This window comes from Arthrobacter sp. ISL-95 (genome assembly GCF_018613695.1).
Lineage (GTDB): Bacteria > Actinomycetota > Actinomycetes > Actinomycetales > Micrococcaceae > Arthrobacter.
Genome location: NZ_JAGGPR010000005.1, coordinates 657,596 through 683,102 on the forward strand (window position 1 = coordinate 657,596; position 25,507 = coordinate 683,102).

Annotated in this window: 20 protein-coding genes and 2 tRNA genes; 15 read left to right on the plus strand and 7 right to left on the minus strand. The window is 61.6% G+C overall.

Going from position 1 to position 25,507, the window contains the following annotated elements:
* Window positions 1–41 precede the first annotated feature (41 nt).
* From nudC to J7I86_RS09305, 3 genes are read left to right on the plus strand one after another with little or no spacing between them, the layout of a single operon-like run.
* Window positions 42–1,031 carry an NAD(+) diphosphatase gene (nudC, locus tag J7I86_RS09295; protein ID WP_214819138.1) on the plus strand — a complete coding sequence of 330 codons (990 nt, stop codon included), beginning with the start codon at window positions 42–44 and terminating at the stop codon, window positions 1,029–1,031.
* Complete coding sequence (locus J7I86_RS09300) at window positions 1,028–3,160, plus strand: ATP-dependent DNA helicase UvrD2 (protein ID WP_214819139.1); 2,133 nt, start codon at window positions 1,028–1,030, stop codon at window positions 3,158–3,160. Before nudC ends, J7I86_RS09300 begins: the two co-directional genes overlap by 4 nt.
* Window positions 3,160–3,786 (plus strand): M48 family metallopeptidase, encoded by a 627-nt coding sequence (locus J7I86_RS09305; protein WP_214819140.1) that lies wholly within the window; start codon window positions 3,160–3,162, stop codon window positions 3,784–3,786. The genes J7I86_RS09300 and J7I86_RS09305 overlap by 1 nt, the downstream gene beginning before the upstream one ends.
* 112 nt (window positions 3,787–3,898) lie before the next feature.
* Here J7I86_RS09305 and J7I86_RS09310 read toward each other — a convergent pair whose 3' ends face one another.
* A complete protein-coding gene (locus J7I86_RS09310; RefSeq protein ID WP_214819141.1) occupies window positions 3,899–5,353 on the minus strand; it encodes a zinc-dependent metalloprotease in 1,455 nt (484 codons plus the stop codon).
* Window positions 5,354–5,563: 210 nt separating this feature from the next.
* Here J7I86_RS09310 and J7I86_RS09315 point away from each other — a divergent pair, with 210 nt between their 5' ends.
* From J7I86_RS09315 to J7I86_RS09335, 5 genes are all read left to right on the plus strand, one after another.
* Window positions 5,564–6,700, plus strand: a complete 1,137-nt coding sequence (locus J7I86_RS09315) for a S16 family serine protease (RefSeq protein ID WP_214819142.1) — start codon at window positions 5,564–5,566, stop codon at window positions 6,698–6,700.
* Between the two features lie 125 nt (window positions 6,701–6,825).
* Window positions 6,826–9,822, plus strand: a complete 2,997-nt coding sequence (locus tag J7I86_RS09320) for a UPF0182 family protein (RefSeq protein ID WP_214819143.1) — start codon at window positions 6,826–6,828, stop codon at window positions 9,820–9,822.
* A gap of 133 nt (window positions 9,823–9,955) precedes the next feature.
* Window positions 9,956–10,029: transfer RNA gene (locus tag J7I86_RS09325), tRNA-Met, on the plus strand.
* Between the two features lie 390 nt (window positions 10,030–10,419).
* A tRNA-Met gene (locus J7I86_RS09330) sits at window positions 10,420–10,493 on the plus strand.
* Between the two features lie 120 nt (window positions 10,494–10,613).
* On the plus strand, window positions 10,614–11,411 hold the full coding sequence (locus J7I86_RS09335; protein ID WP_214819144.1) for a GntR family transcriptional regulator: 798 nt from the start codon (window positions 10,614–10,616) through the stop codon (window positions 11,409–11,411).
* Between the two features lie 107 nt (window positions 11,412–11,518).
* On the opposite strand, the gene J7I86_RS09340 is transcribed toward J7I86_RS09335, so the two are convergent.
* Together J7I86_RS09340 and J7I86_RS09345 are read right to left on the minus strand one after the other, a co-directional pair.
* Window positions 11,519–12,307: a PspA/IM30 family protein gene (locus tag J7I86_RS09340; RefSeq protein ID WP_214819145.1), complete on the minus strand. Its 789-nt coding sequence runs from the start codon at window positions 12,305–12,307 to the stop codon at window positions 11,519–11,521.
* A gap of 99 nt (window positions 12,308–12,406) precedes the next feature.
* A complete protein-coding gene (locus tag J7I86_RS09345; protein WP_214819146.1) occupies window positions 12,407–14,461 on the minus strand; it encodes a TPM domain-containing protein in 2,055 nt (684 codons plus the stop codon).
* Between the two features lie 307 nt (window positions 14,462–14,768).
* On the opposite strand from J7I86_RS09345, the gene J7I86_RS09350 reads away from it, so the two are divergent.
* The 6 genes from J7I86_RS09350 to J7I86_RS09375 all read left to right on the plus strand — a co-directional run bounded on the left by J7I86_RS09350 (window position 14,769) and on the right by J7I86_RS09375 (window position 21,212).
* Window positions 14,769–16,370 (plus strand): S1C family serine protease, encoded by a 1,602-nt coding sequence (locus J7I86_RS09350; RefSeq protein ID WP_214819147.1) that lies wholly within the window; start codon window positions 14,769–14,771, stop codon window positions 16,368–16,370.
* A 264-nt stretch (window positions 16,371–16,634) separates the two neighbouring features.
* The gene (locus tag J7I86_RS09355) at window positions 16,635–17,438 is read left to right on the plus strand and encodes an electron transfer flavoprotein subunit beta/FixA family protein (protein WP_214819148.1); all 804 of its coding nucleotides are present in this window, start codon (window positions 16,635–16,637) and stop codon (window positions 17,436–17,438) included.
* A gap of 15 nt (window positions 17,439–17,453) precedes the next feature.
* Complete coding sequence (locus tag J7I86_RS09360; protein WP_214819149.1) at window positions 17,454–18,407, plus strand: electron transfer flavoprotein subunit alpha/FixB family protein; 954 nt, start codon at window positions 17,454–17,456, stop codon at window positions 18,405–18,407.
* 5 nt (window positions 18,408–18,412) lie between these two features.
* Window positions 18,413–19,192: a PIG-L deacetylase family protein gene (locus J7I86_RS09365; protein ID WP_214819150.1), complete on the plus strand. Its 780-nt coding sequence runs from the start codon at window positions 18,413–18,415 to the stop codon at window positions 19,190–19,192.
* 74 nt (window positions 19,193–19,266) lie between these two features.
* Complete coding sequence (locus J7I86_RS09370) at window positions 19,267–19,812, plus strand: gluconokinase (protein WP_214819151.1); 546 nt, start codon at window positions 19,267–19,269, stop codon at window positions 19,810–19,812.
* Window positions 19,809–21,212 carry a gluconate:H+ symporter gene (locus tag J7I86_RS09375; RefSeq protein WP_214819152.1) on the plus strand — a complete coding sequence of 468 codons (1,404 nt, stop codon included), beginning with the start codon at window positions 19,809–19,811 and terminating at the stop codon, window positions 21,210–21,212. Before J7I86_RS09370 ends, J7I86_RS09375 begins: the two co-directional genes overlap by 4 nt.
* 81 nt (window positions 21,213–21,293) lie before the next feature.
* Here the strand turns inward: J7I86_RS09375 and J7I86_RS09380 are convergent, their stop codons facing one another.
* From J7I86_RS09380 to J7I86_RS09395, 4 genes are all read right to left on the minus strand, one after another.
* Entirely contained in the window at window positions 21,294–22,124 is an 831-nt protein-coding gene (locus J7I86_RS09380) for an anti-sigma factor domain-containing protein (RefSeq protein ID WP_214819153.1), read from the minus strand.
* A 1-nt stretch (window position 22,125) separates the two neighbouring features.
* Window positions 22,126–22,731, minus strand: a complete 606-nt coding sequence (gene sigK / locus J7I86_RS09385; protein WP_214819633.1) for an ECF RNA polymerase sigma factor SigK — start codon at window positions 22,729–22,731, stop codon at window positions 22,126–22,128.
* Between the two features lie 188 nt (window positions 22,732–22,919).
* On the minus strand, window positions 22,920–23,387 hold the full coding sequence (locus J7I86_RS09390) for a tRNA (cytidine(34)-2'-O)-methyltransferase (RefSeq protein ID WP_178996968.1): 468 nt from the start codon (window positions 23,385–23,387) through the stop codon (window positions 22,920–22,922).
* 50 nt (window positions 23,388–23,437) lie between these two features.
* Window positions 23,438–24,382, minus strand: a complete 945-nt coding sequence (locus J7I86_RS09395) for a J domain-containing protein (RefSeq protein WP_214819154.1) — start codon at window positions 24,380–24,382, stop codon at window positions 23,438–23,440.
* Window positions 24,383–24,504: 122 nt separating this feature from the next.
* On the opposite strand from J7I86_RS09395, the gene J7I86_RS09400 reads away from it, so the two are divergent.
* A complete protein-coding gene (locus J7I86_RS09400) occupies window positions 24,505–25,431 on the plus strand; it encodes a diacylglycerol kinase family protein (RefSeq protein WP_309476698.1) in 927 nt (308 codons plus the stop codon).
* The last annotated feature ends 76 nt before the right edge of the window (window positions 25,432–25,507 follow it).

A 25,507-nucleotide genomic window follows, 5' to 3' on the forward strand; every position in this document is an offset into this window, starting at 1 on the left:
TCCAAATGTTTTTTGTCGGTACGAGTCAGTACGGTAGATACATGAGTTATACGGAGTCGCCGGCGCTTGCCAACCACCTGATGGAGACTGTCCTTCCCGTCCGCCCTGCCATGGTGGATCGCGGTTCGGGCATCCGCATGAAACCGGGAATGGTTGAGGAGCTGATCGCTTCCGGCTCGGCAAAGGCCATGGTCATTTCGCAGCGCAAAGCGTTGGTGACCGCGGACGGCTTGTGGTTCGGGGACGCGGCTCCGCTCTGGAATGCTCTTGGTGGATCTGCCGACGGTGCTGTTGCTGCCATCTATCTGGGCACTACCTTGGCGTCCTCCTCGTTGCCGGAAGGCACATCCATCGTGCTCTTTACGGTTTCGGAGCCGCCGGCTCCGGGCACGGCCACGGTGCCGCTGGATGTGGAGTGGGCAGGCTTCCGGGATGTCGCGGCACGTCTTGATGCCAAGGACACCGCGTTGTTCATCGAGGCAAGTGCAATCTCCAAGTGGCACGCAACCCACACGCATTGCCCGCAGTGCGGTACGCCCACGGATATCGAGGCAGGCGGCTGGGTTCGTCGTTGCCCCAAGGACAATTCAGAACACTATCCGCGGACGGATCCGGCCATCATTGTCACCGTGGTAGGGCCAGACGGCCGGCTCCTGCTCGGTGGAGGCGGGCCCCTCGACGCCAAGAATTACTCCACTCTTGCAGGATTTGTTGAGCCCGGTGAATCTCTGGAGCAGGCCGTTGTGAGGGAAATCGGGGAAGAAGTCGGTGTCCGCGTGACCGCCTGCCAGTACCTCGGTTCACAGTCCTGGCCCTTCCCCGCTTCCCTCATGTTGGGTTTCACAGCAAAGACGGACGACGCCGTTGCGCGGCCCGACGGCGTAGAGGTCACCCGTGCACGGTGGTTCAGTCGCGAGGAGTTGCAGGAAGCCGTCTTGAGCGGTGAAATCACCATCTCAACGCGCTTGTCCATTGCGCGTTCATTGATTGAGCATTGGTACGGCGGCGTCATCGAAGACCTCCAGCCGTGACCGAAGAGATTTTCGACGGCGGTGTCTCACTTGAGGAGCGTATCCTAGGCGGCCTGGACGATGAGCAGCGCGAAGTAGCCGGTACCTTGACGGGACCCATGTGTGTCTTGGCAGGGGCAGGCACGGGTAAGACGCGGGCCATCACCCACCGCATTGCGTATGGGGTTCACTCCGGCGTCTACAGCCCCCAAAGGCTGCTGGCCGTGACGTTTACTTCCCGGGCCGCGGCCGAGATGCGCAGCAGGCTCCGCGATCTTGGGGTTGCCAATGTTCAAGCCCGCACCTTCCACGCAGCCGCCTTGAGGCAGCTGCAGTTCTTTTGGCCGCAGGCGATCGGCGGCACTTTGCCCAGCCTGCTGGACCACAAGGCCAACATGATTGCCGAGGCATCCCGCAGGCTTCGCCTCAGCACGGATCGTGCCTCCATCAGAGATCTGGCGGCCGAAATCGAGTGGGCCAAGGTGTCCATGCTGACCCCGGCCAATTATCTGGAGAATGCCCAAGGCCGTGGAACTCCCGGAGGTTTTGATCTCACCGCGGTTTCCAGGGTGTTCCAGGCCTATGAGGACATCAAAACCGACCGCAACGTCATCGACTTCGAAGACGTCCTGCTCATTACCGTGGGGATCCTTCAGGAGGACCCTAAGGTAGCGGCAACAGTCCGGGAACAATACCGCCACTTCGTGGTGGACGAGTACCAGGACGTTTCGCCCCTGCAACAGCGGCTGCTGGATTTGTGGCTCGGCGGCCGGAACGAATTGTGCGTGGTGGGCGATGCCAGCCAGACCATCTACTCCTTTACTGGAGCTTCACCCAAGCATCTCTTGGGCTTCAAAGCGCAGTTCCCCGAAGCAACCGTCGTCAAGCTCATTCGCGATTACCGCTCCACCCCGCAAGTGGTGAAGTTGGCCAACGAGCTCCTGGGCTCCCGTCGAAGCGGCGGCCCGGTAGCAGATGCCGCATGGGCTCCGCCGCTCAAGCTCGTCGCCCAACGGCCTTCCGGTCCGGAGCCACGCTTCATGGAGTGCCCGGACGATGAGGCCGAGGCAGCGGTGGTGGCAGGCAGAATCCAGGAACTGCTCAACACCGGAGTCAAGGCCAGCGAGATCGCCATCCTGTTCCGTACCAACGGCCAGTCTGAAGCGTACGAGCAAGCACTGGCCTCTGCCGGCATTGGCTATCAGCTCCGGGGAGGCGAGAGGTTCTTCGCACGCAAGGAAGTCCGTGATGCCATCCTCCAGCTGCGGGCGGCAACCCGTGCCGTGGCCGAAGGGCCCCACGAATCACTGGGGCAGATCGTCCGGGACATCGTTGCGTCACTGGGCTACACGGATGCCGCCCCGCACAGCGGTGGAGCGCTGCGTGAGCGGTGGGAATCCTTGGCAGCTTTGGTTGCCCTGGCTGATGAGCTTGCTGTTAGCCGGGGGGAGTCCTTCACTTTGACTGAGTTCGTCAACGAGTTACAGGAGCGATCGGTCGCCCAGCACGCGCCCACCGTTCAAGGCGTCACCCTTGCTTCCCTCCATGCAGCCAAGGGCCTTGAGTGGGATGCAGTGTTCCTGGTTGGCCTCAGCGAAGGCCTCATGCCTATTTCTTTTGCCGATACCCCCGAGGATGTGGACGAAGAGCGCAGGTTGCTTTATGTCGGCATCACCCGGGCGCGCGAACACCTGAATCTCTCCTGGTCCACAGCCCGAACACCGGGTGGCCGGGCCAACCGCAAGCCGTCCCGTTTCCTCGATGGACTTCGTCCCAATTCCGTGGCATCCGCCAACGCACGCAGCAAGACGGGTCCCACGCGGCGGAAGGCTGCGGCCCCGGCGTCGTGCAAGGTTTGCGGAAGCATGCTGGCCAGCGGAGCCGAGCGCAAGGTGGGGCGCTGTAATCAGTGTCCGCCCACTTACGAGGAGCAAACATTCGATGCCCTGAGGCAGTGGCGAAGGGACGAGGCCCAGTCGGCCGATGTTCCAGCGTATGTTGTGTTCACGGACGCTACTCTCACGGCGATAGCCGAGGCCAAGCCTTCATCGCTGGAGGAACTGGCCGGCCTTGCAGGCATCGGCCCCTCCAAGCTCGAACGCTATGGCGAAGCTGTCCTGGCAGTACTCGCTGAGAGCAGCGAACTCTGATGGCCCGCCAGTCCGCGTCCGACGCCGACGTGCCTCACATCACCGACGACGGCGCGCCGGTCGTCGTTCGTCGATCAGCAAGGCGGCGCCGTACCGTTGCCGCTTTCTGGGAAGACGGCAACGCTGTGATCGCAATCCCTGCCAGTTTTACCAAGTCCCAGGAGCGGGAGTGGGTCCGGCGAATGCTGGCCAAGCTGAAGAAACAGGGGGAGCGGCAAACAGGTTCCGGCAGGCGGCGTCCAGCCACGGACCAAGCCCTCGCCAAACATGCCGAGCACCTCTCGCAAACGTACCTCGGTGGGCGGGCCGTCCCCTCATCGGTGCGGTGGGTATCCAACCAAAATTCCCGATGGGGTTCGGCTACACCTGCGGACGGCACTATTAGGTTGTCGAACAAGTTGCAGCGCATGCCGCAATGGGTCATTGACTATGTCCTGGTGCACGAGCTCGCTCACTTGCTGGTGGCGGGACACAATGCCGAATTCTGGAAGTTGGTTGAGGCCTACCCTGAGGCTCAGCGGGCGAAGGCCTTCCTGGAAGGCGTTGCCTTCGCTACATCCCGGGGTATCCCGGCGGAACCTGACACAGAGGGTCCCGGTGATTCGGCCGGGGACATAGCCGACTAAGTCGCCATAGCTTTTCAGGCCCAAGACGCTAGACGAGAAAAGGGCCCTTCGGCGAACAGCGGCGCTCATGAAAACAACGGCCGCTATAGACATGGCGGCCGTTGGTTACTGCTTACTTGCTTGGTGCCTCGGGGTCTGTGTCATCCGTTTCCGGTTCCTTGCCGGATTCGTTCTTCGTGGAATTGCCCTCGGGATCAGACGCTTGAGTATCGTCTTCCGCGGTTTCGTAGCCGCCGCTCAGAAGCTTCTGAAGGGCGTCATCAACTTCGCTGTCGCTTGCCTCGGCAAGGCGTCGCCGTTCCGAGAAGCCCTTGGGGTCGTCCAAGTCCTCACCCGTGGGCAGGAGATCCGGGTGGTGCCAGATCGCGTCACGCCCTGCGATGCCCCGTTCTTCCTTCAGCGTCGCCCAGAGAGTTGCCGCTTCGCGAAGCCTGCGGGGTCGAAGCTCCAAGCCGACGAGGGACGAGAAAGCGTGCTCGGCCGGTCCTCCTGTAGCCCGGCGACGACGCACGGTTTCGCGCAGCGCTGTAGCGGAGGGCAGTACTTTTTCAGTGGCTTCGGCAGTGAGCTCGTCCACCCAGCCTTCCACCAGGGCAAGCGCTGTTTCGAGCTTCTCCAGCGCGGCCGTCTGGACCGGCGTGCGTTCGGGTGTGAAGACTCCTTGGGACAGTGCTTCCTGGATTCCTTCGGGGTTGCTCGGGTCAAGGTCCCTGGCGAGGTCTTCGATGCGGGACATGTCGATGTGAATTCCGCGGGCGTAGGCCTCAATGGCTCCCAGCAGATGACCACGCAACCAAGGAACCTGGACGAACAAGCGTGCGTGGGCGGCCTCACGTACGGCAAGGAAGAGCCGAACATCGTTCTCCGGGAGGCTGAGGCCCTCTCCGAATTTGGCGACGTTGGCCGGCAACAGGGCCATTTCGAGATCCGCCAGAGGGACTCCGATGTCAGTAGAGCTGACAACCTCCGCTGAGAGCGCGCCGATGGCCTGTCCAAGTTGCATGCCGAAAATCGCTCCGCCCATGTTTTGCAGCATGGAGGAAGCACCGCCCATCATGGACTTCATTTCTTCGGGCATTTGTTGTGTGAGTGCGTTGGACAGGGCGTTGGCGATGCTGTTGGCTACCGGCTCGGTCAGACGCTTCCACGTCCCCAGGGTTGCCTCAACCCATTCTGCCCTTGACCACGCCCGCCCGATCAGTCCGGTTGCCGAGAGATCTGTCACCGGGTCAAGCCAAAGTTCTGCAAGCCTGAGCGCTTCGTCGATCTCCCTCGCCTGCTGGGCGTTGACTGAGGGGTCGGTGCCAGCGGCGGCGACGCGGCGTGCGTTCTCATGGGCGAGTTGCCAGTTCACGGGACCATCAGAGGTGGAGCTCATCATTGCCTGAACCTGGGCGAACATCTGCTGAAGGAGCTGGGGATCGTTGGGCAGGCCGGCGGCTTTGGCCAACTCGGCGGGATCGATGTTGCCCATGCCCTGGCCGCCCATCAGGTTCTGGAGCATTTCTGCCAGCGGATCCTTGGGGGTCTCGTCGTCGTTGGACGGATTGTTGGGGTTGGAAGTCATGGTGCCGCCGATCGTCGAACTGGCTGGTGATCTCTTTCACCGTACCGCGCGGCCGGAAGGCTGTCTGCCCGGAGGAGGTCCCGTTCGCTGTAGGCAAAGCAGTCCTGCAACGTCAGACCGCGTAGTGTTGATGTTTGGTATGTGCCGCCGCCGCTTTTGGCGGCAGGAACCATGGATCCGGTCACGCAATGCCGGCATAGAGAGGCCTCAATGCTTACTTCGCCCAGCCCCGAGGGCTCATTGGACCCGCGTCAGACGCCCGACGCCGATTCCGCCTCCGTGCCTCCGTCGCCGCCCCGCGACGGCCGGTACATGATTATGGTGATCTCCGGGCTTCTCGCACTGGGCCTTGGTATTGGGGCGGCAGCGTTGCCGGTTCCGTATGTCATTGAGTCGGCGGGTCCCACCTTCAATACCTTGGGCAAGGACGGCGACAAACCCGTCATTGGCATTACCGGTCGCGAGTCCTTTCCAGCGAACGGCAACCTTGACCTGACCACAGTGGTCATGACAGGCGGTCCGAAGACCCCGGCTACCATCTTCGATGTCTTTCGGGCCTGGATGGATCCCTCCAAAGCCATTTATCCGGAGGAACTCATCTATCCCAGGGGCACCACGGCCGAGCAGACGGTGCAACAGGGCGAAATCGCCATGGAAACATCGCAGGAGAACGCCGTGGCTGCAGCATTGCGAGAGCTTGAAATTCCGTTCGAGCAGCGGCTCAATGTCGCAGGATTGTCAGACCCTTCTCCATCTGCCGGGAAGATTCAGGAAGGTGACCGGCTGGTCTCCATCAATGGCAAGGCGATCACGTCCATGAGTGTGGTCCAGGCGGAACTGGCCGCGGGTGCGGGATCCCCGGTCGTGGTGGGCGTGGACCGGAAAGGCACTGCGGTGTCTGAGACGATAACCCCCACCAAGAACCAGACCGACAGGTACGTTCTGGGTGTTTTGCTGGCTAGTGACTTTACGTTCCCGTTCGACGTCAGCATTTCCTTGGACAACGTTGGCGGACCCAGCGCAGGCATGATGTTTGCCCTGGGCATCGTGGACAACCTCACTCCGGGGGATCTGACCGGCGGCAAGCACGTCGCGGGCACCGGAACGATCACCGCCGATGGTGCTGTAGGACCCATCGGCGGCATTGCCCAGAAGATGATAGGCGCCCGCCAAAAGGGGGCAACCATGTTCCTCGCGCCGGCCTCCAATTGCGCCGATGTTGTTGGCCATGTGCCGGACGGGCTTCAGGTAGTAAAAGTGGAAACCCTTGCCGACGCTACCTCCGCCGTGGAGCGGCTCGGCTCCGGTCAGGACACGGGGAGCCTTCCCACCTGCACAAACAACTAGACTGACGGTGGAACTTAGCTTCACTGCCACTCGTGGCATAGATGACGGCCTCTGCCACCTCCCAGCGGTAGAGATTGTCAGCACGCGCACACCGACTGTTCACTGACACCAATGAGGTACAGAGTTTGTCCCGTCCCGCCAGCTCCAACCCGCCCGGAAGATCACCGCTGAGACGAGGTGCCCTGACTCCGACCCTCATTGTCGTGGCAGTGGCCGTCGTCGGGTTCATATTCTTCGCCAATGTGTGGACTGACGTCCTGTGGTACCAGCAGCTTGGCTTCTTCGAAGTTTATATTCGCGAAAACCTCGCCAGGATCATCACGTTCCTCATTGGTTTCGCCATGATGTTCGCCGCTGTTTTCTTCGCCATCAGGATCGCCTACCGCTCCCGGCCCGTTTATGCTCCGGATGCTGAGGCCCGGGACAACCTCAACCGTTACCAGGCGCAGCTTGAACCTGTCCGCCGGGTTGTCATGATCGGCCTCCCCATTCTGTTCGGGCTTTTTGCCGGCAGTGCGGCCGCCAGCCAGTGGCAGAAGGCCCTGTTGTTCTTCAACCAGGAGCCCTTCGGGCAGAACGATCCGCTGTTCAACATGGACATCAGCTTCTACCTGATGACGCTGCCGTTCCTCGGTTTCGTCACGGGGTTCCTGATCAGCATCGCGGTTGTTGCCGGTATTGCGGGCATCTTGACGCACTACCTCTACGGCAGCATCCGCCTCATGGAACGCGGTATTTTCACGAGCCGTGCAGCGCAGATCCACATCGCCGTCACCGGCGCTCTTTTCCTGGTTCTGCTGGGCATCAACTTCTGGCTTGACAGGTACACGACTGTCCAGAGCAACTCGGGCCGCTGGGCCGGCGCCCTCTACACGGATGTTAATGCCGTTGTGCCCACCAAGGCGATCCTTGCCGTTGCAGCAGGCCTCGTTGCCATCCTGTTCATCATTGCCGCGATCATTGGGCGCTGGCGCCTTCCTGTCATCGGCACCGCGATGTTGGTCATCACTGCGATTCTGGCCGGTGGCGTCTACCCGTGGGTTATCCAGCAGTTCCAGGTCCGTCCGTCGGAGAACACCTTGGAAAAGGAGTTCATAGATCGAAATATCAAGATGACGCGGGCTGCTTACGGTCTGGACAAGATCGATGTTTCGGCCTATAACGCCACCACCACTGCCACTACCGGTGCCTTGGCCGCTGACGCGCAGACCACGGCCAACATCCGTCTTCTGGACCCGAACCTTATTTCCTCGGCGTTCGCCCAGTTGGAGCAGTACCGTCCGTACTACCAGTTCCCCCAAACCTTGAACGTTGACCGTTACATGGTGGACGGCAAAGTCCAGGACACCGTTATTGCTGTTCGTGAACTGAACCCGGATGGCCTGAGCGCCAACCAGCAGACTTGGGTCAACAGGCACATCGTCTACACGCATGGTTACGGCGTCGTGGCAGCCAAGGGCAACAAGTTCACGGCCGATGGCAAGCCTGAGTTCCTGCAGTCGGGCATTCCGTCCAACGGTGTCCTGGGCAACGACACTTCCTACGAGCCACGCATCTACTTCGGCGAGAACTCACCTGAATATTCCATCGTGGGAGCGCCGGATGGTGCACCGAACCGTGAGCAGGACCGGCCAGCAGGCCGTGAAGGCGGCGGCGAAACGCAGTACACCTTTAGCGGTAACGGTGGACCCAACGTTGGCAACTGGCTCAACAGGATTCTCTACTCCATCAAGTTCCAGTCTTCCGACCTCTTGCTCTCGGACGGCGTTAACGCAGACTCCCAGATTCTGTACGAACGCAATCCGCGCGAACGGGTTGAGAAGCTCGCCCCGTACCTGACCGTCGACGGCAATGCGTACCCGGCGGTCGTGGACGGCCGCGTCAAGTGGATTGTTGACGGCTACACCACCAGCCAGTACTTCCCGTACTCCCAACCGCAACAGCTGCAGAATGCCACTGTTGACTCGCAGACGAGTGCCGGACGCACCGTGGCTCTTCCGAACAGCTCGGTAAATTACATCCGCAACTCGGTCAAGGCCACTGTGGACGCCTATGACGGGTCCGTCAATCTCTACGCCTGGGATGACCAGGACCCCATTCTGAAGGCTTGGCAGAAGGTCTTCCCGACCGTCATCAAGCCGTACTCGGAAATGTCCGGCGACCTCATGAGCCACGTTCGCTACCCGGAAGACCTGTTCAAAGTCCAGCGTGAACTGCTCGGCCGTTACCACGTGACGGACCCGGACAGCTTCTACCAGAACAACGATGCTTGGAGCGTTCCGAACGATCCCACAGTTTCGGAAGCCGTCAAGCAGCCTCCGTTCTATATGTCACTGCAGATGCCGGACCAGAAGAAGCCGGCATTCCAACTGACCTCATCGTTCATTCCGCAAACGGTCAACGGAAGCGCCAGGAACATCCTGTACGGGTTCCTCGCTGCTGATTCCGACGCCGGCAACGTCAAGGGCGTCAAGGGAGAGGACTACGGAAAGCTACGGCTACTGGAACTCCCCACTGACACCCAGGTTCCGGGTCCCGGACAGGCGCAAAACAAGTTCAACTCTGATCCCACTGTGTCCCAGGCGCTGAACCTTCTGCGACAGGGCGCATCAGATGTGCTCAACGGCAACCTGCTGACTCTTCCTGTGGGTGGCGGCCTGCTCTATGTGCAGCCCGTGTACCTGAAGTCCACAGGCGAGACGTCCTACCCGACGTTGCAGCGTGTGCTGGTGGCCTTCGGTGACAAGATCGGCTTTGCGCCCACTTTGGACGAGGCACTCGACCAACTGTTCGGTGGCAACTCCGGTGCTACAGCCGGAGATGCAGACAACAACGGCCAAACGCCCACAGCGCCTCCAGGCACCACTACACCGCCTGCTGGCCCCACCGATGCCAAGGCGGACCTCAAAGCAGCTCTGGACGAGGCCAACAAGGCGATCGTGGATGGCCAGGCTGCGTTGGCCAAGGGCGACTTTGCCGCTTACGGTGCCCAGCAGACCAAGCTGTCCGAAGCCTTGAAGAAGGCTTTGGATGCGGAAACGCGTCTGGGCGCCACGGCGACTCCTTCGGCAACACCGGAGGCCACTCCCAGTGCGACACCCTCGCCTACGCCAAGCAGCTAGTTCTGTAGGTGGCTGAGAGGCCGGCACCTGCTCCCTTCGGGGACGGGTGCCGGCCTTTCGCGTAGGGGGAGATGCACATCACGTCGCCAGGATTTGGTCTGCCATTCACTGGGCGGTAATGTTGTTCTTGCGACGCGGGGTGGAGCAGTTCGGTAGCTCGCTGGGCTCATAACCCAGAGGTCACAGGTTCAAATCCTGTCCCCGCAACTGGAGAAAAGGTCCGGATCAGTTATTACTGATCCGGACCTTTTGTTTTCCCCTCAACTCCCAATCCGGCCATGTCCCACCCGACGCTCGCTCATGTCCCTCGGGTTTGGGGCTATCGCTCGCTCATGTCCCTCGGGTTTGGGGGCCCATCGCTCGCTCATGTCCCTGGGCTTTGGGCCCAACCCTCGCTCACTTTCGGATGGATGATCGGTTCGCGGTTGGAGCCCGGGACCGCATGAGGCGGAAGCGGCGAAGCCCCGACGCAAATCGCATCCTGGCCCAAGGCCACGGCTACCTCGGGGCTTTCGGGCATGGGGGAGTGATCTGCGGCACCTTAGGAGCCATATGGTCAGAAGCACCCTGGAGGGTGCGGTAGAGTTGTTCTTGCGACGCGGGGTGGAGCAGTTCGGTAGCTCGCTGGGCTCATAACCCAGAGGTCACAGGTTCAAATCCTGTCCCCGCAACTGGAGAAAAGATCCGGATCAGTACGAACTGATCCGGATCTTTTGTTTAACTCAGCACCGGGAGGCCGGTGCTAGCATCAAAGCCGGATTCGCTGCGGCAAGAAATGGATGGGACGCTCAATGGTCAATGAAGACTATGGATTTGGCCTCACGCGTGAAGTCCTTCAGAGAGACGGTCCGGTTGCCGTGTATCAGCAGGTGGCCGACGTTCTGACGGATCAGGTCAGCCGGCTGGAGCCGGGGTCCCGGATACCCACCGAGGAGACCCTGATGGATGCCTATGGCATCAGCAGGACCACGGTCCGGAAAGCCATCGAAACCCTGGTTGTCAAGGGTTTGCTGGTCCGAAGGCAGGGCAAGGGTACTTTCGTGATGGCCCAGCGTCCCGTCAAGATGCTGAACCGTCTGGCGCCGTTTATGGAGACGTTCACCGCTGCTGGTATGAAGACTGTCAAGGGACTCATCGAATACAAATGGATGGAGAAGGACCCGTCAGTGCCGGCAAAGCTGGTCTCTGACGACAACCTGGTTCTGGTGATCCGGCGCTCCTACTCAAGCGCAGGATGGCCTTACGCCATTGCGGAGATTTTCATCCCCTCGCACATCGGCCGCCATATCAGCTTGGCGGATGCCGAGCGCAACTCCATATACCAAGTCATTCAGGACAGGACGCTGAAGCCGCTCCACCGGGCGGAAATCACCGTTACCATGCATGCACCGCCCGAACACCTGGCGGACGCTCTGAACGTCCGCGGGTTTGCTATGGTACCCCGCTTGGAACGGACCACGCTGGGCGCTCACGGCGAGGTCCTGGAATGCACGGTGACGTACTTTCACCCCAAGGGATTCGAAATCCGCGCCGAGGTGGCAACCGACGTCAGTCCCGGCCAGGACTCGCCAGTTCCTTCGGCGGTTTAGTTACAGCGGAAAACAAAACCCGGCCGGATCCTGCTCAGGATCCGGCCGGGTTCTTATTTCAGTCCTTGGGCAGCCCTCCCGTTCGGCAGGGTGAGCCTGATTTCTTCTTAGAGCTTGTCGAAGTCGGCTTCGTCCACTGTTGCACCGGTGGACGCTGGGGCTCCTGCGCCGATGGCAGGCTTGGAACCGCCCGACTTCAGTGCTGCAAGCCGAGCCTCGATCTCCGTCTGTTCTCCGAGGTCTTCGAGCTGGTTGAACTGGGCATCAAGGCTGGAGCTGGCGAGTTCCTGCTGGCCCAGGACCTTGGCCTCTTCACGGCGGATCTTCTCTTCGAAGCGGCCTACCTCGCTGGTGGGATCCATGATGTCGATGCTCTTGAGAGCATCGTGGACCTGGGTCTGCGCCGCAGCGGTCTTGGAGCGCGCCACCAGTTCGTTGCGCTTGGCTGTGAGCTGGTTGAGCTTGTTCTTCATCTGGTCAAGCCCGGTCTTGAGCTTATCCACAACCTCGGTCTGGGAGGCGATGCTCGGTTCTGCTGCCTTTGCCTCGGACTCCGCGGTCATCTGGCGCTGGATGGCTACCTTGGCAAGGTTGTCAAACTTCTGTGCATCAACGGGATCACCGGCAGTGCGGTACTCATCGGCCTTGCGGGACGCTGCCAGGGCCTTGTTGCCCCAGTCCTGCGCGTTCTTGACGTCTTCGTTGTAGTCCGCCTGCAGCATTCGGAGATTGCCGATGGTCTGGGCTACGGCTGATTCGGCCTCGGCAATGTTGTTCGTGTAGTCGCGGACCATTTGGTCCAGCATCTTCTGCGGGTCCTCAGCCTGGTCCAGCAAGGCGTTGATGTTTGCCTTGGCGAGCTGTGAGATCCGACCGAAAATGGACTGCTTAACCATGGTGTTGCCTTTCGTCCTGCTCAGTGGTGACACTGAAATCAGTGATCAGTTGTTGTACCGCTTCTATGCGGGGCGTTGAACCCCGCCTAGTCTGTCTGGCTAGAAGCTGCCGGAGTCTCCGCCACCGAAGTCGCCTCCGCCGCCGCCAAAATCGCCTCCGCCGCCAGAGTCTCCGCCGAAGAATCCTCCGCCGCCTCCGCCGTCATTGCCGCCGCCCCAGCCGCCTCCTCCGCCGTTCAGGATGGAGTTGATGAGGATGCCGCCGAGTATGGCGCCGCCGAGGCCTCCGCCTCCGCCGCCTCCGCCGAACATTCCACCGCGTCCGTAGCCCTGATCGGCGTAGCCGAACTGATCGACGTCGGACTGGGCAAGTTGCGCAGCCTGCGCTGCAAGCGAATGTGCCTGCTGGGCGTAGGTAAGCGCGGTGACGGGGTCATTGCGCGAGATGGACAGCGCGTAGTCGAGGTTGCGCTGGGCCTCCGCCAACCTCGTGCGTGCCTCTGTGCCCACGCCGCCACGACGCGCAGTGATGTAGTCCGACGTGGCGCTGATCTGTGCCTGTGCCGCCATGATGGTCTGCTGAAGCGAGGCTTGAGCCCGGCGTGCCTGTTCCTGCTGATCGCGGACGCCGGACAGAGACTGATCGAGCGCCTGGTGGGCCGACTCCAGGCGGCTGAGCGTCGCGATGGGATCGATCTTTCCGCCTTGGATCTCGGTCTTGACCTGTGCCAAGGCGGCTTCCACTCCGGCCACCGGACCGGCGAGTTCCGGGTGTGCACCGGACTGGATCATCGCTCGTGCTTGCGCAAGGTCCTGGCTGGTTTCCGCTACGGCGCCTTCCAAGGAAGTACGGGCCTCATCCAGACTGCCGGCCGTCTTGGAGATGGCATCGATCAACACGTTGGTCTGGTGCAGGCTTTCCTCGGCGGCGCGTACCGCCACAGCAGCCAGGCTGTTTTCGCCGCTTGCCAACTTCTCCTGGGCGGCGGTGGCGGCGTTCTGCACGAATGCGAGTCGCTCCTTTGCCTGCAGGATGTTGTCGGAGACCTGATTCAAAGCAGATTCGGCATATTTGGCGCGCAAACCTTCGAGCGACTGCTCTGAGCTGGCGATCTTCGCATCGGCTTCCCTGGCTCCCGATGTCACCGCTGCCAAGGCTTGGGGAGCGTTCTTTTCAAGCTCGCGCAAGGAGTCGAAGTCAGCCTTCTGATCTCGAAGAGAAGCCAGAGCGGCTTCTGAGCGGCGGATGATCTCACCGAGCCAACTACGCTGCTGCTCTTCAGTATCAGGGATGTGGTCATCCAACTGTTGCTGCAGCTTGAAGGACTCCGTCATATGGCCCTTCGCCTCTTCCAGGGCTTTGGTGAAGTTGCCAATTGCGGAATCACCATACTGAGCCTGAGCGAAGCCAAGTTCCTGCTCGCTGGACTTGATGGCGTCGTCCGCCTCGATCAACAGCGAGCCGCTCTTCTGCCGCAGCTCCGGAATGGTGAGGCCGGCCAGAGGGTCAAGCTGTTCGCCCTGTGGTCCATAGCTGGCGCTGACAGCCTTGGTGCTGCCCTTCTTGCGCCGGTTACGGAGGTACAGGTACGTGCCTGCGCCACCTGCCGCGACTACGCCAACCCCGACAAGCACTCCGACGCCTGCGTTTCCGCTGGGCACCGTTCCGCTGCCACCGCCTGCGGCATCGCCAATGGCAGCGGCCGTATCGATCGCGGCCTGGGCGGCATCTTTTTTACCCGCCCCTAGGTTCGCGGCAACAGCATTCTGCGTAATGGCGGATTGTTTTGAGGCGATGGAACTCGCGGAGTTCACCACGAAGTTGTACTGGCCGGCTGCGGCGATGGCCAGAATGGCGTCTGCCTTGCCCATTTTTTTCGCAGTCGCAACCGCCTGCGTCCATGCCTTGGGGTCCGTCGGGTTCTCAAAGGAGTCCACAGTTACCACGTACAAGTTGTACTTGTGGTCCTTGAGTGTCTTTTGGATGGCTTCCTGGACTTCGCCTTTTCGGCTGCCCAGGAGGTTGGCGTCGTCCACGATGTTCTGGCCGGACGGAATGGTCACCGGATCGGCCGCCCAAGCGGAAGTGGCCGGGAGGGCCAACATTCCAGCCAGGCCGATCATGGCGAGTACGCGTTTAATTTTTGACCGCATGTGCAACCCTTCAGCACGTCTGCGACTGGAACAAGGCGTACCAATCGTCACAGAATGCTCAGCGCCCCCACGCATGGTGTAAAGCCGCAGGTCGCTGTGGCAATTCCTCTTGATTCTATGGTGCACCCCCAAGCCCGTCCACAGGTGTGAATATGCCACCAGCGAAATATAGGAGAGCGCTGGATTGTTGGGGCGTTGAGGGTCCTTTTGAACTCACAGGCCCTTTCAGGAAGCTCCCAGCGAACGTCCGCTTTTGTTCCAGTAATTGGGTACATAGTTGTTGAAGACGAGGATGAAAGGAAGACCCATGACGGAGAACCCAGCGCAGGGCACTGCACCAGAGAACCGCGAGCCATCAGAGCCGCGGGATACCACGGGGGAGCAGGGCGATGCCGGCGCCACCCGGCAGCAGCCCGCTTGGACTTCCGGACAGGGGGCCGGGACGGAGAACCCGGCGCAGCCCACCACTCCGCTGCCCGCCTTCCAGCCTCCCGCAGCCCCGCAGCAGCCCCAGTACTACGGCGCTCCACAGCAAGATCCGGCTCACCGCCCGAGCTACCCGCAGCACCAGCCGTTCTACGGTGGCTCGAACCCGGGAAACAACGCCGCTTCCCAGTTCCAAAACCAGCAAGGATTCCAGAACCCGCCGGGTCACGGCAGCCCCGGAATGCAGCACACCCCGGGGCACTCTTCGGCGGTGGCCACCAAGCGCAAACCGGCATTCGGTGTGGGCACCCTCGTAGCAAGCATGCTTGCAGCGGGTCTGATCGGTGGCGGCGTAGTGGCCGGCAGTAACGCACTGTGGGATAACCCCGCACCGGCTGCTTCAACAGGCGGACAGTCCAGCACCGTGATCGTGAACAATAAGGACGACGTCAACGTCATTACCGCTGCGGCCGCCAAGGCCTCACCCAGCGTTGTGACCATCAAGGCCACCAGCGGCAATGAGGGCGGCACGGGTTCCGGCATCATCCTTGACGACCAGGGCCACATCCTCACCAACACTCACGTCGTGACTCTGGACGGTGCCACAGCTAACGCAACCATCGAGGTACGTACGAGCGACGGCAAGGTCCTCAAGGCCACGGTAGTCGGCACCGACCCGCTCTCGGACCTTGCAATCATCAAGGTCAGCGATCCCTCGGGCCTGGTCCCGGCAACGCTCGGTGACTCGTCCAAGATCAACGTGGGGGACACCGCCGTCGCGATCGGTTCGCCATTGGGTCTCACCGGAACGGTGACGGACGGCATTGTGTCCACGCTCAACCGCACCATCAGTGTGGCGTCCTCAGCTGTGCCGGAAGGTACACCGGACGAGAGCCAGGGCGGCGACGAGGGCTTCCAGTTCGCACCGCCAAACGGTGGCCAAAGCCAGAGCACAGCCAATGAAGGCTCGATTGCCATCAACGTCATCCAGACTGATGCCGCTATCAACCCCGGTAACTCCGGCGGTGCACTGGTGAACAGCAAGGGTGAAGTGATCGGTGTCAACGTGGCCATCGCTTCGGCGGGCAGCGGAACCTCCGAGTCGTCCAGCGGCAACATCGGCGTCGGTTTCAGTGTTCCGATCAACCACGCCAAGCGTGTGGCGCAGGAGATCATCGAAACCGGTAAGGCCAGCCATGGTCAGTTCGGTGTGTCAGTTCGTTCCAAGTCGTCCACGGGCAGCGATTCCGGCTTCTCGGTGGGTGCTGAGGTTGCGTCAGTGACTTCGGCTTCGGCTGCTGCCAAGGCTGGACTGAAGGTTGGCGATGTGGTGACCAAGTTCGGCGACTACGCCGTGAGCGATCCCAACCAGCTGACAGCAGCGGTTCGGGAGCAGCCGGCCGGCGCCAAGGTCAAGGTCACCATTCAGCGCGGTGGCCAGACGCAAGAGGTTGAGGTCACCCTCGACGCCGCGCAGCAGTAGGCGGCCCAAGGTCAGGCAAGAAGAACTCACGACGACGGGCGGCACTTCAGAGGTGTCGCCCGCCGTTTTGTGATGGCCCCCGGAGAAATAGCCGCAACCGAAAGCATCGCGCGTAGCTGAAACAGGGCTTAACGCTGGGAGTGGTTTTCTGCGGGCAATATGCTTAGCTAGGACGAGCCCACCAGGTGGGCAATTCACGGCCACGCTGCTGCGGTTGGCCGTCCACAAGCATGGAAGGCTGCTTCGAAGACAGTGGAAGAGACATTGAAGATTGTCGTTCTGGTCAAGCACGTCCCGGACGCCCAGTTCGACCGGCATATTACCGGACCCGGCAACACAACCGACCGTGATGAGAGCATCTTGTCTGAACTGGACGAGTACGCTCTCGAGGCAGCGCTCCAGCTAGCGGAGGAGCGCGGCGGACCAAAGGCCGGGAATGAGGTCGTTGCTTTGAGCATGGGCCCCTCCGGCGCGGTCAATGCTGTAAAGAAGTCACTCCAGATCGGCGCGTATTCCGGCGTCCACCTCAGCGACGACGCTTTGGCTGGTTCGGATGCAGCTGCAACTTCATTGGCGCTTGCCGCTGCCATCCGCCACATCTCGGCCGATGGCCGCCCGGTGGATTTGGTCCTGACGGGTATGGCTTCCACCGATGGCGAGACTTCGCTCATCCCGGCACAGCTCGCCGAGCGTTTGTCTTTTCCGCAGGTCACCTTTGCTTCCAGCCTTGACGTCTCGGGTGGCCAGGTCAGCGCCCGTCGCGACGCCGGAGCCTTCTCGGAGACTGTCGAAGCGCAGCTTCCTGCAGTTGTGTCGGTCACCGACCAGATCAACGAGCCGCGCTATCCGAACTTCAAGGGCATCCTGGCGGCCAAGAAGAAGAAGATCGCCTCGCTCTCACTGGCTGACATTGGCTTGGACGCCTCACAGGTGGGTTTGGCCGGCTCCTGGACGGTGGTGGAGTCCGCAGACGCCCGCCCGCCGCGGACTGCCGGAACCATCATCACCGACGACGGCGACGCCGGCATCAAGCTGGTCGACTTCCTCGCCGCACAGAAGCTGCTCTAAAAGGGGACTCCAACCATGGCAAATGCACTTGTTTTCATTGACAACCCGGGAGCCGCTCTGAAGAAGAGCAGCTTGGAGCTCCTGACCATCGCCCGCTCACTGGGGGAGACCGCCGTCGCCTTCACCGGTGAGTTGAACGACGACGTCGCCGCCACCTTGGGTGCGTACGGTGCCACTACGGTCTACCGGCCGTCGGTGGAAGACCTCGATAACTACCTGGTGGGGCCGAAGGCTGCCTACCTCGCCGCCGCTGTGGCGGCGTCCGGGGCTACGGCAGTTCTGTTGGACAACTCGCCTGAAGGCAAGGAGATCGCCGGCCGGCTTGGCATCAAGCTGAATGCCGGCGTTATTACCGATGTTGTGGGTGTTGAGGCGGACGGCACTGCACACAAGTCGGTCCTGGCGGGCTCTTACAACACCACTGCGAAAGCTACTACTCCTGTGACGGTCCTTTCGGTCAAGGCCAACAACGTGGAGCCTGCTCCCGCCGGCGCCGCAGCTGCACCGGCAACTGCCACGGTTGAGGTTCCCGCCGAGGGCCTGGCGAACTCCGCACGCATAGCGGCCCGCACTGAGAAGCCCCTCAGCGGGCGGCCTGACCTCAGCGAAGCGAGGATCGTCGTCGCCGGTGGTCGAGGCGTGGACGGTGACTTCGGCCCCCTTGAAGAGCTGGCTGACGCCCTCGGCGCTGCTGTGGGTGCATCCCGCGCCGCTACGGATGCGGGATGGATCGGCCATGATGCACAGGTGGGCCAGACCGGCGTCACGGTGTCGCCGCAGTTGTACATTTCTGCCGGTATTTCAGGTGCCATCCAGCAGAAGGCCGGAATGCAGACTTCCAAGGTTATTGTGGCCATCAACAAGGACGCGGAATCGCCGGTGTTTGAGATTGCCGATTACGGCATCATTGGTGACCTCTTCAAGGTTCTTCCGCAGGCCACTGCAGAGATCAAGAAGCGGAAAGGCTGATCCTTTTGCCCACTGACATCACGTCAGCAAAGAGCCCGTTCGATGCCTCCACGGAGCGCGTTGAGCGGGTGCTTTGTTTTACTGCCCATCCTGACGACATCGACTTTGGCGCGGCCGGGACCATCGCGGCCTGGACGGCTTCCGGCGTCGAGGTCAGCTATTGCATCATGACCGACGGCGATGCCGGCGGCTTCGACCCGGTGGATAGGGAAAGGATCATCGAACTCCGCGCAGAGGAGCAACGGAGGGCGGCCGCTTTGGTGGGCGTCACGGATATCCATTACCTGCACGAGCTTGATGGCTACCTCGAGCCGACACATGGCGTCATCAAGCAGGTAGTGAAGCTGATTCGCCAAATCCGTCCGGACATCGTGCTGACCATGCATCCGGAACGGAACTGGGACCGACTCCAAAAGAGCCACCCGGACCACCTCGCAGCCGGGGAAGCCGTCACCCGCGCCGTCTACCCGGCAGTGGAGAATCCCTTTGCCTACCCGGAGCTGGCGGCTGAGGGGCTCGCTGCTTACAAGCTGCCGTGGCTGTGGTTTATCTCCAGCCCGGACTCCCGTGAGAACCATTTTGTGGATGTGTCGGATCGCGTGGAGGCCAAACTCGACGCCATTCGTGTTCACGCAAGCCAGCACCCGGATATTGAAGGCATGGAACGGGTTGTGCGGCGCATGATGCTGGCCAATGGGGAGCGCGCCGGCCTGCTTGCCGGCACCAGCGCAGAGGCCTTCCACGTGGTGTCCGTCAACGGGTCCAGCACCATCGCCGGCTTCTGACGTTGCCGTGGTGTAACCCGTGTCATATGCTTGATCTCGGTTAAATCATATTTATTCGAGGAAGGCAGACTTTGATGGCGAAGACTGCGCAACAACCCGTACTGGTGATTATGGGAGTCTCCGGTTCGGGCAAATCGACAGTTGCCGGCGTACTCGCAGGGAAACTCGGATGGGACCTTGCCGAAGGCGACGACCTCCACCCCGAGGCGAACGTGGCAAAGATGCAGTCAGGGCAGGCCCTCAGCGATGAGGACCGGTGGCCCTGGTTGGGCATCATTTCGGATTGGATCCGGGAACACCTGGAGGCCGGAACCCCGGCGATCATCACCTGCTCGGCTCTAAAAAAGAAGTACCGCGATGCACTCCGGAGGGAAGGCGTTGTTTTCGTCTTCCTGCAGGGGAGCAAGGACAAGATCTCTGATCGCCTCGCCTCCAGGCACGGCCACTTCATGCCGCCGTCGCTCTTGGAATCGCAGTTCGATGCCCTCGAGGAGCCAACGGAGGACGAGAACCACATCTCCTTGTGCGTCTCAGCATCGCCGGCCGAAGAGGCCGACGAAGTCATTGAACGGCTCGGTCTCCGGCCGCTTGGCGCCGGTACCGAAGCGACAGCCTCGTGAAGGTCCTGGAAACAGCGACGCAGGTGCAAGAATGGACGGCGCACGACACCCAACTCCTGGTGGTCGCTGCGCTGGGTATAGCACTGATTGTGGTGCTGATCGCAAAGCTGAAACTTCACCCGTTCCTGGCGCTTGTTCTGGGATCGGCCTTTGTAGGCCTGGCATCAGGCGTGGAACTGGGCAAGGTCATCACCAACTTCGAGGACGGCGTTGGTGGTGTCCTCAAGGAAGTCGGCCTGCTCATTGCGCTCGGAGCCATGCTAGGGAAGCTGCTGGCTGATTCCGGCGGGGCAAACCGGGTGGTGGACACTCTGCTGACGAAGGCCAGCGGCAACAAGCTGGTGTGGATGATCACGCTCGTGGCGGTGATCATCGGCTTGCCGATGTTCTTCGAAATCGGGCTCGTCCTGTTGCTTCCGGTGATCGTCCTGGTGACGCAGCGATCCAAGATGAAGCTGATGCGCATTGCCATCCCGGCGTTGGCTGGCCTGTCCGTGCTTCACGGCCTGGTGCCCCCGCATCCGGGACCACTGATCGCGATCAGCGCAGTCAAGGCGGAACTGGGAACAACTCTCGGCTTGGGCATCCTCGTGGCGATCCCCACGGTGATCATTTGTGGTCCGCTCTTCTCGCGGTTGGCTGCCCGCTGGGTCCCCGTTGACGCTCCGGCTGTAGCCGGTGGCATTGACACCCAGCACGCAGCTGACCTGAGCGAAGTGAAGCGTCAGCCGTCATTCCTTGTGACGCTTCTGACCATTATCTTTCCCGTGGTCCTCATGCTGTTGAAGGCCTTGGGCGGCATCATCTGGCCAAAACCGGAAACGGCTCCGGCCATCAGAATCTTCTTCGACTTCGTCGGCCAGCCGTTGGTGGCGATGACGCTGGCGGTTCTTCTGGCGATGGTGACGTTCGGATACGCCGTGGGCTTCACGGGTAGCAGGATCACAGCAAAGTTGGGTGAAAGCTTGGGGCCCATTGCCGCAATCCTCCTCATTGTGGGCGCCGGCGGTGGTTTCAAGCAGACCCTGATCGGTGCCGGCGTGGGCGATGCCGTGAAGAAATGGGCCGAAGGCGCCAATATGTCGGTCCTGGTGCTGGGCTTCATCGTGGCAGTAGCTCTGCGTCTCGCTACAGGCTCAGCAACAGTGGCCACTGTGACGGCCGCAGGCATTGTGGCACCTCTTGCCAGCAGCCTGAGCCCGACGCACGCAGCGCTGTTGGCTTTGGCAATCGGCGCAGGTTCCTTGTTCCTGTCCCACGTCAATGACGCCGGGTTCTGGCTGGTCAAGGAGCTGTTCGGGCTAACAGTTGGGGAGACCTTCAAAACCTGGTCCGTGATGGAGACGTTGATCTCCGTGGTGGGCTTCGGCTTTGTGATGCTTCTTTCACTGGTGTTGTAGCTGCGGAAGCAAGCGAAAATTGTGCGACGGCGGCCGTTCCCTAGGTGGGACGGCCGCCGTCGTGCGTTTGATGGTAGAGAGTCAGGCGCTGAGCCCGACCACCAGAACCGGGTCCGTTGTGGGGGCGTTTGATCCGCCCGTGGGTTCCACGGTGATGGCTACGGACGAAGCTGAGGACAGGCCCTTCACAACCGCCGGCTTGGAGAGTGTCTCAGCGTCCATGGTGCCCTGCGGTACCGGGGCAGAGCCGTCCTTGGGGAGCGTCCACAACTGGTAGACCTTGCCTTCGGGCGCTGGTTCAACACCATCCATTAGAACCACAAAGGAATCCTTGGCCGATGACGCTGAGATGGTGGCGGTACCACCGCCGGGAACAGCCGCAGACTTCTTCTGGACGTCCTGGGCCTGGAGCACTTGGTTGACCGGGTCATTCTGCGCAGAGACGTAGGCGCCTACTCCAATGCCACCGAGTGCAATCACCGCTGCAGCGGCTACCCCGACGATCCACCTGCGTGCGCCACCGGCGCGGGTGCGTTCTTCGCGCTTGGCCCTGGCAGCTGCAAGGTCGTCGACGGCGGGACTCGCCACCGGGGCGGCCGCTACCTCGGCAGCGGGTTGGGCTGCGTCCTTGGTGATGCGTTCCATGATGTTGTCCAGGAGGCCGGACGGAGGCGCTTCTTCAGGGGCAAAGCTGACGGCCAAGGTCTCACGGGCTTCGCGGACCCGCTCCAGGAATTCCGGACCTTCCGGGGCGTCCTTGATGTAGTGCTCGATCATGCCCCGTTCGTCGTCACTCACGGCGTCCAAGGCGTAGATTTCCGCGAGCTCAAGGACGCGGCCCTCGGCGAGGTCTGTAGCGATGTCGTTGGCAAACATTTTGCGGATAAAGCCTCCACTGACGTTTTCACTCATATCAACCCACCCCCAGGCAAATCTTCAGGCGCAATAGTCCATCACGGATGCGGGATTTAATGGTGGGGACAGCGGCACCGAGATGCTCGGCGACTTCCCGGTAGGTCAATCCGCCGTAGTAAGCGAGTCGGACGGATTCGCGCTGCGTGTCTGTCAGCGTACCGAGGCATCGGCTGACAGCTTCGGCTTCCAGGTTGGTATCGGCTTCCTCCGCCACAAGGTCCCGGTCCGGGTCTTGGCTTGCTGCGCCGTACTTGGCTTCGCGGTCAGTTGCCGCTTGCACGGAGCGGACGCGGTCTATGGCGCGCCGGTGGGCGATGGTCATGAGCCAGGCCAGCGGTGTCCCTGCGGTGCGGTCAAACTTGGCGGCACCCTGCCAGACCTGGAGATAAACCTCCTGGGTGGCGTCCTCGCTGAGGTCGGCGTCTATCAGGACGCGCCGGGCCATACCAAAGACACGCCGCGAGGTGAGTCGATAGAACTCGGCGAATGCCTGCTGGTCGCCTGCTGCCACGAGTTCGAGCAAGGTGGCAAGCTGCGAATTCAGATCAGTCGCAGAGCCGGTAGCTTCGAAGACCGGGGGGCCGGGATTGTTGGGGATGTCCATCACCGTCCAGCATATGTCGTCCCGTTTGAAACCGGCAGCATCACGGGATTGCGTCGACAGCGCGGCGGTGCAGCGGCGTGTCGTCATCACCCTGGCCTGCAGCGCGCTCACGTAGGCTCCCTCAACGAATGTCCAAGGCAGGAATTGTCCTGCATAGGGTATTCGGTGCTGCGGCGCCGTTGGATGGGCTACACCTTGGCGCCGGCAAATCCGTTCTGCCGCCAGGCTTCAAAGACCGCGATTGATGCAGCATTGGCCAGGTTGAGGGAGCGAAGAGAAGGCTTCATGGGAAGGCGCACACGGGCGGTGACGTGCGGATCCTGTTTGAGCCAGTCCGGCAGGCCCACGGATTCGGGCCCGAACATCAGGACGTCGCCCTCGCGGTAGCTGATGTCCGTATAGGAGGTCTCACCGTCGGAGGTGTAGGCGAAAACCCGTTCCGGCTTGAGCGCAGCCCACGCAGCGTCGATGTCCTTATGGACAGTAACTACGGCCAGATCGTGGTAATCGAGACCCGCGCGTCGCAGCTTGGCATCGGAAAAATCAAAGCCGAGGGGCTCCACCAAGTGAAGCTCGGCCCCCGTAATGGCGGCTAAGCGGATGGCATTGCCCGTATTGCCCGGGATTTCTGGAGTGTGGAAGAGGATGCGGAACACTGTCCCATCTTAGTCAGCCCCGCACCGACTGACCGCCGCGTGCATACGGCCTAGTGCATTCCGCGCAGCAGTCTCGCCATGACAGGCACCACAACGGTGTTTGGTGCGGGCCCCGAACTGAGGAACTGCTTCAGTCCCCTCACCAGCCCGGCGGCGTTGACAACCTCCACTGCATTGGTGCTGGACTGACCCTTGCCGTATTGGTCAATGACAGGTTCGTGAAGATTTCCGTCAGGGCTATGAAGGACCACCCATCCAGTGACATTGAGTTCGGGAAACAGATCCTGCATATGCCGGACGATGAGGGCGAGCTGTGGAGGAGCCACCGAACGCCCGCCGTGCCGCAGCGAGTGGCCGTCCCATGCGTAGGCGCCTTTAGGCAGCAGCATGGAACCGACCAATGCCAGCCGATACCCGGACAGGACTGCGTGATCGATGTGGTTGTTGTCCGACGGCGAGCGCAGCCCATTGATCAGCCGTGCTGCGGGTATGGCGGTCAGCACTTGCCGGCTGATGAGCTGGACTGTGCGCATTTCGCGCTGGATGCGGGCCTCGGCGCCGAATATGCCCCGTTTCCGCGGGAGGCCGTGGACTTGTTGGGCCGCTTCCGCCGCTGAGATGAGCGGAACCTCATTGGGATCGTCGAAGGCAGGAACATAGACCGCGGGGTCGCCGGCAGTGTTGCGCTGGGCTTGGGGTCGTTTGACGTTTGTTGTTGCGGAAGGGCCCGGGGCTGCGGTTCCTGTGTAATCGCCGGGCCGAGGCTGGCTCACGCCGGAGGCGCCGCGGGCGTACTTTCGGTCGTAGTCGGCCCTGCGTTGGGGATCTATAAGAGTTTCGTACGCGAGGGTCACACGCCGGAACATCTCCGCTTCTCCGCCGTGATCGGGGTGGGCTTTCCGGGCAGCCTTGCGGTAGGCCACTTTGATCTCTTTGTCCGTAGCGTTAACGGAAACGCGGAGAACCTGATAGTGCGAACTGCTGCCCTCGGCCAAGCACGGGCCCTTCTCTGTGACGTGGTCGCGCTTCTGGAGAGGCGCGGTACTGGCAAGTTTATCCAGCCCCTATGTGAACGTCGGTAACGGGGCGGGTGGTTCCCGCTGGCATAATTCAGGCTGTGAAACCTCCGGCGGCCGAGAACGCTTCCAGCGCGCCGATGAAAATCGCTGTTGCCCTTAATCCTGCGGCTTCTTTTGGTCGTACGCGCAATGCCGGGCACCTAGCCGCAGAATTCATCCGCGCCGCCGGGTGGGACGTCGTCGTACTTGAAGCGGAAAACTACGACGCCCTGCGGAGATCGGTGGATCGGATGCTGGCAACCGGGGTGGAGGCGTTGGTTGTGGTGGGTGGCGACGGCATGGTTCACCTTGGCGTCAATGCGCTCGCGGGGCTGGATATGCCACTGGGCATCGTTCCCGCCGGGACAGGCAACGACGTCGCCCGGCTGTTGGCTTTACCACTGAACGACCCTGGGGCCGCGTGCGGCCGATTGCTGGATGCGCTGGAGACCGGCGGGCGCAGGATCGACGCCGGCAGGGTCATCGCGGGTGGTAAGACCACGTACTTTGCAGGCGTCCTCTCCGCCGGGTTTGATGCAGCCGTCAACGAGCGGGCCAATTCGTGGAGCTGGCCCCGCGGAAAGAGCCGTTACAACCTTGCGATGGTCCGGGAGTTGGGCTCTTTTCGCCGGATTACATATACCGTTACTGCCGATGATGTGACTTGGCGTCAGCCGGCCTTGCTCATCTCGTTGGCCAACGGGCAGTCCATTGGCGGGGGCATGAAGATCACCCCTGAGGCGGTACCCGACGACGGCTGGCTGGACATGTTTATGGTGAAGCCTCTGTCCAGACTCCGTTTCCTTGCCGTGTTTCCCAAGGTATTCGCCGGAAAGCACACCGGCCACCCAGCCGTGGAAATCAGGCGCGTCCGGAAAGTGCGTTTGGAGGCCGAAGGGGTGGTGGCCTACGCGGACGGCGAGCGCATCGCTGAATTGCCGGTTGACGTGGACGTGGTTCCTGCGGGTTTGTGGGTTCTGGCCTAACGGGTGTCCCCAACCCTGCGTCCTCCGCGCTGTCGGAGTCCTCTCTGCCGCGGGCAGCTAGACTCGATCGCGGTGA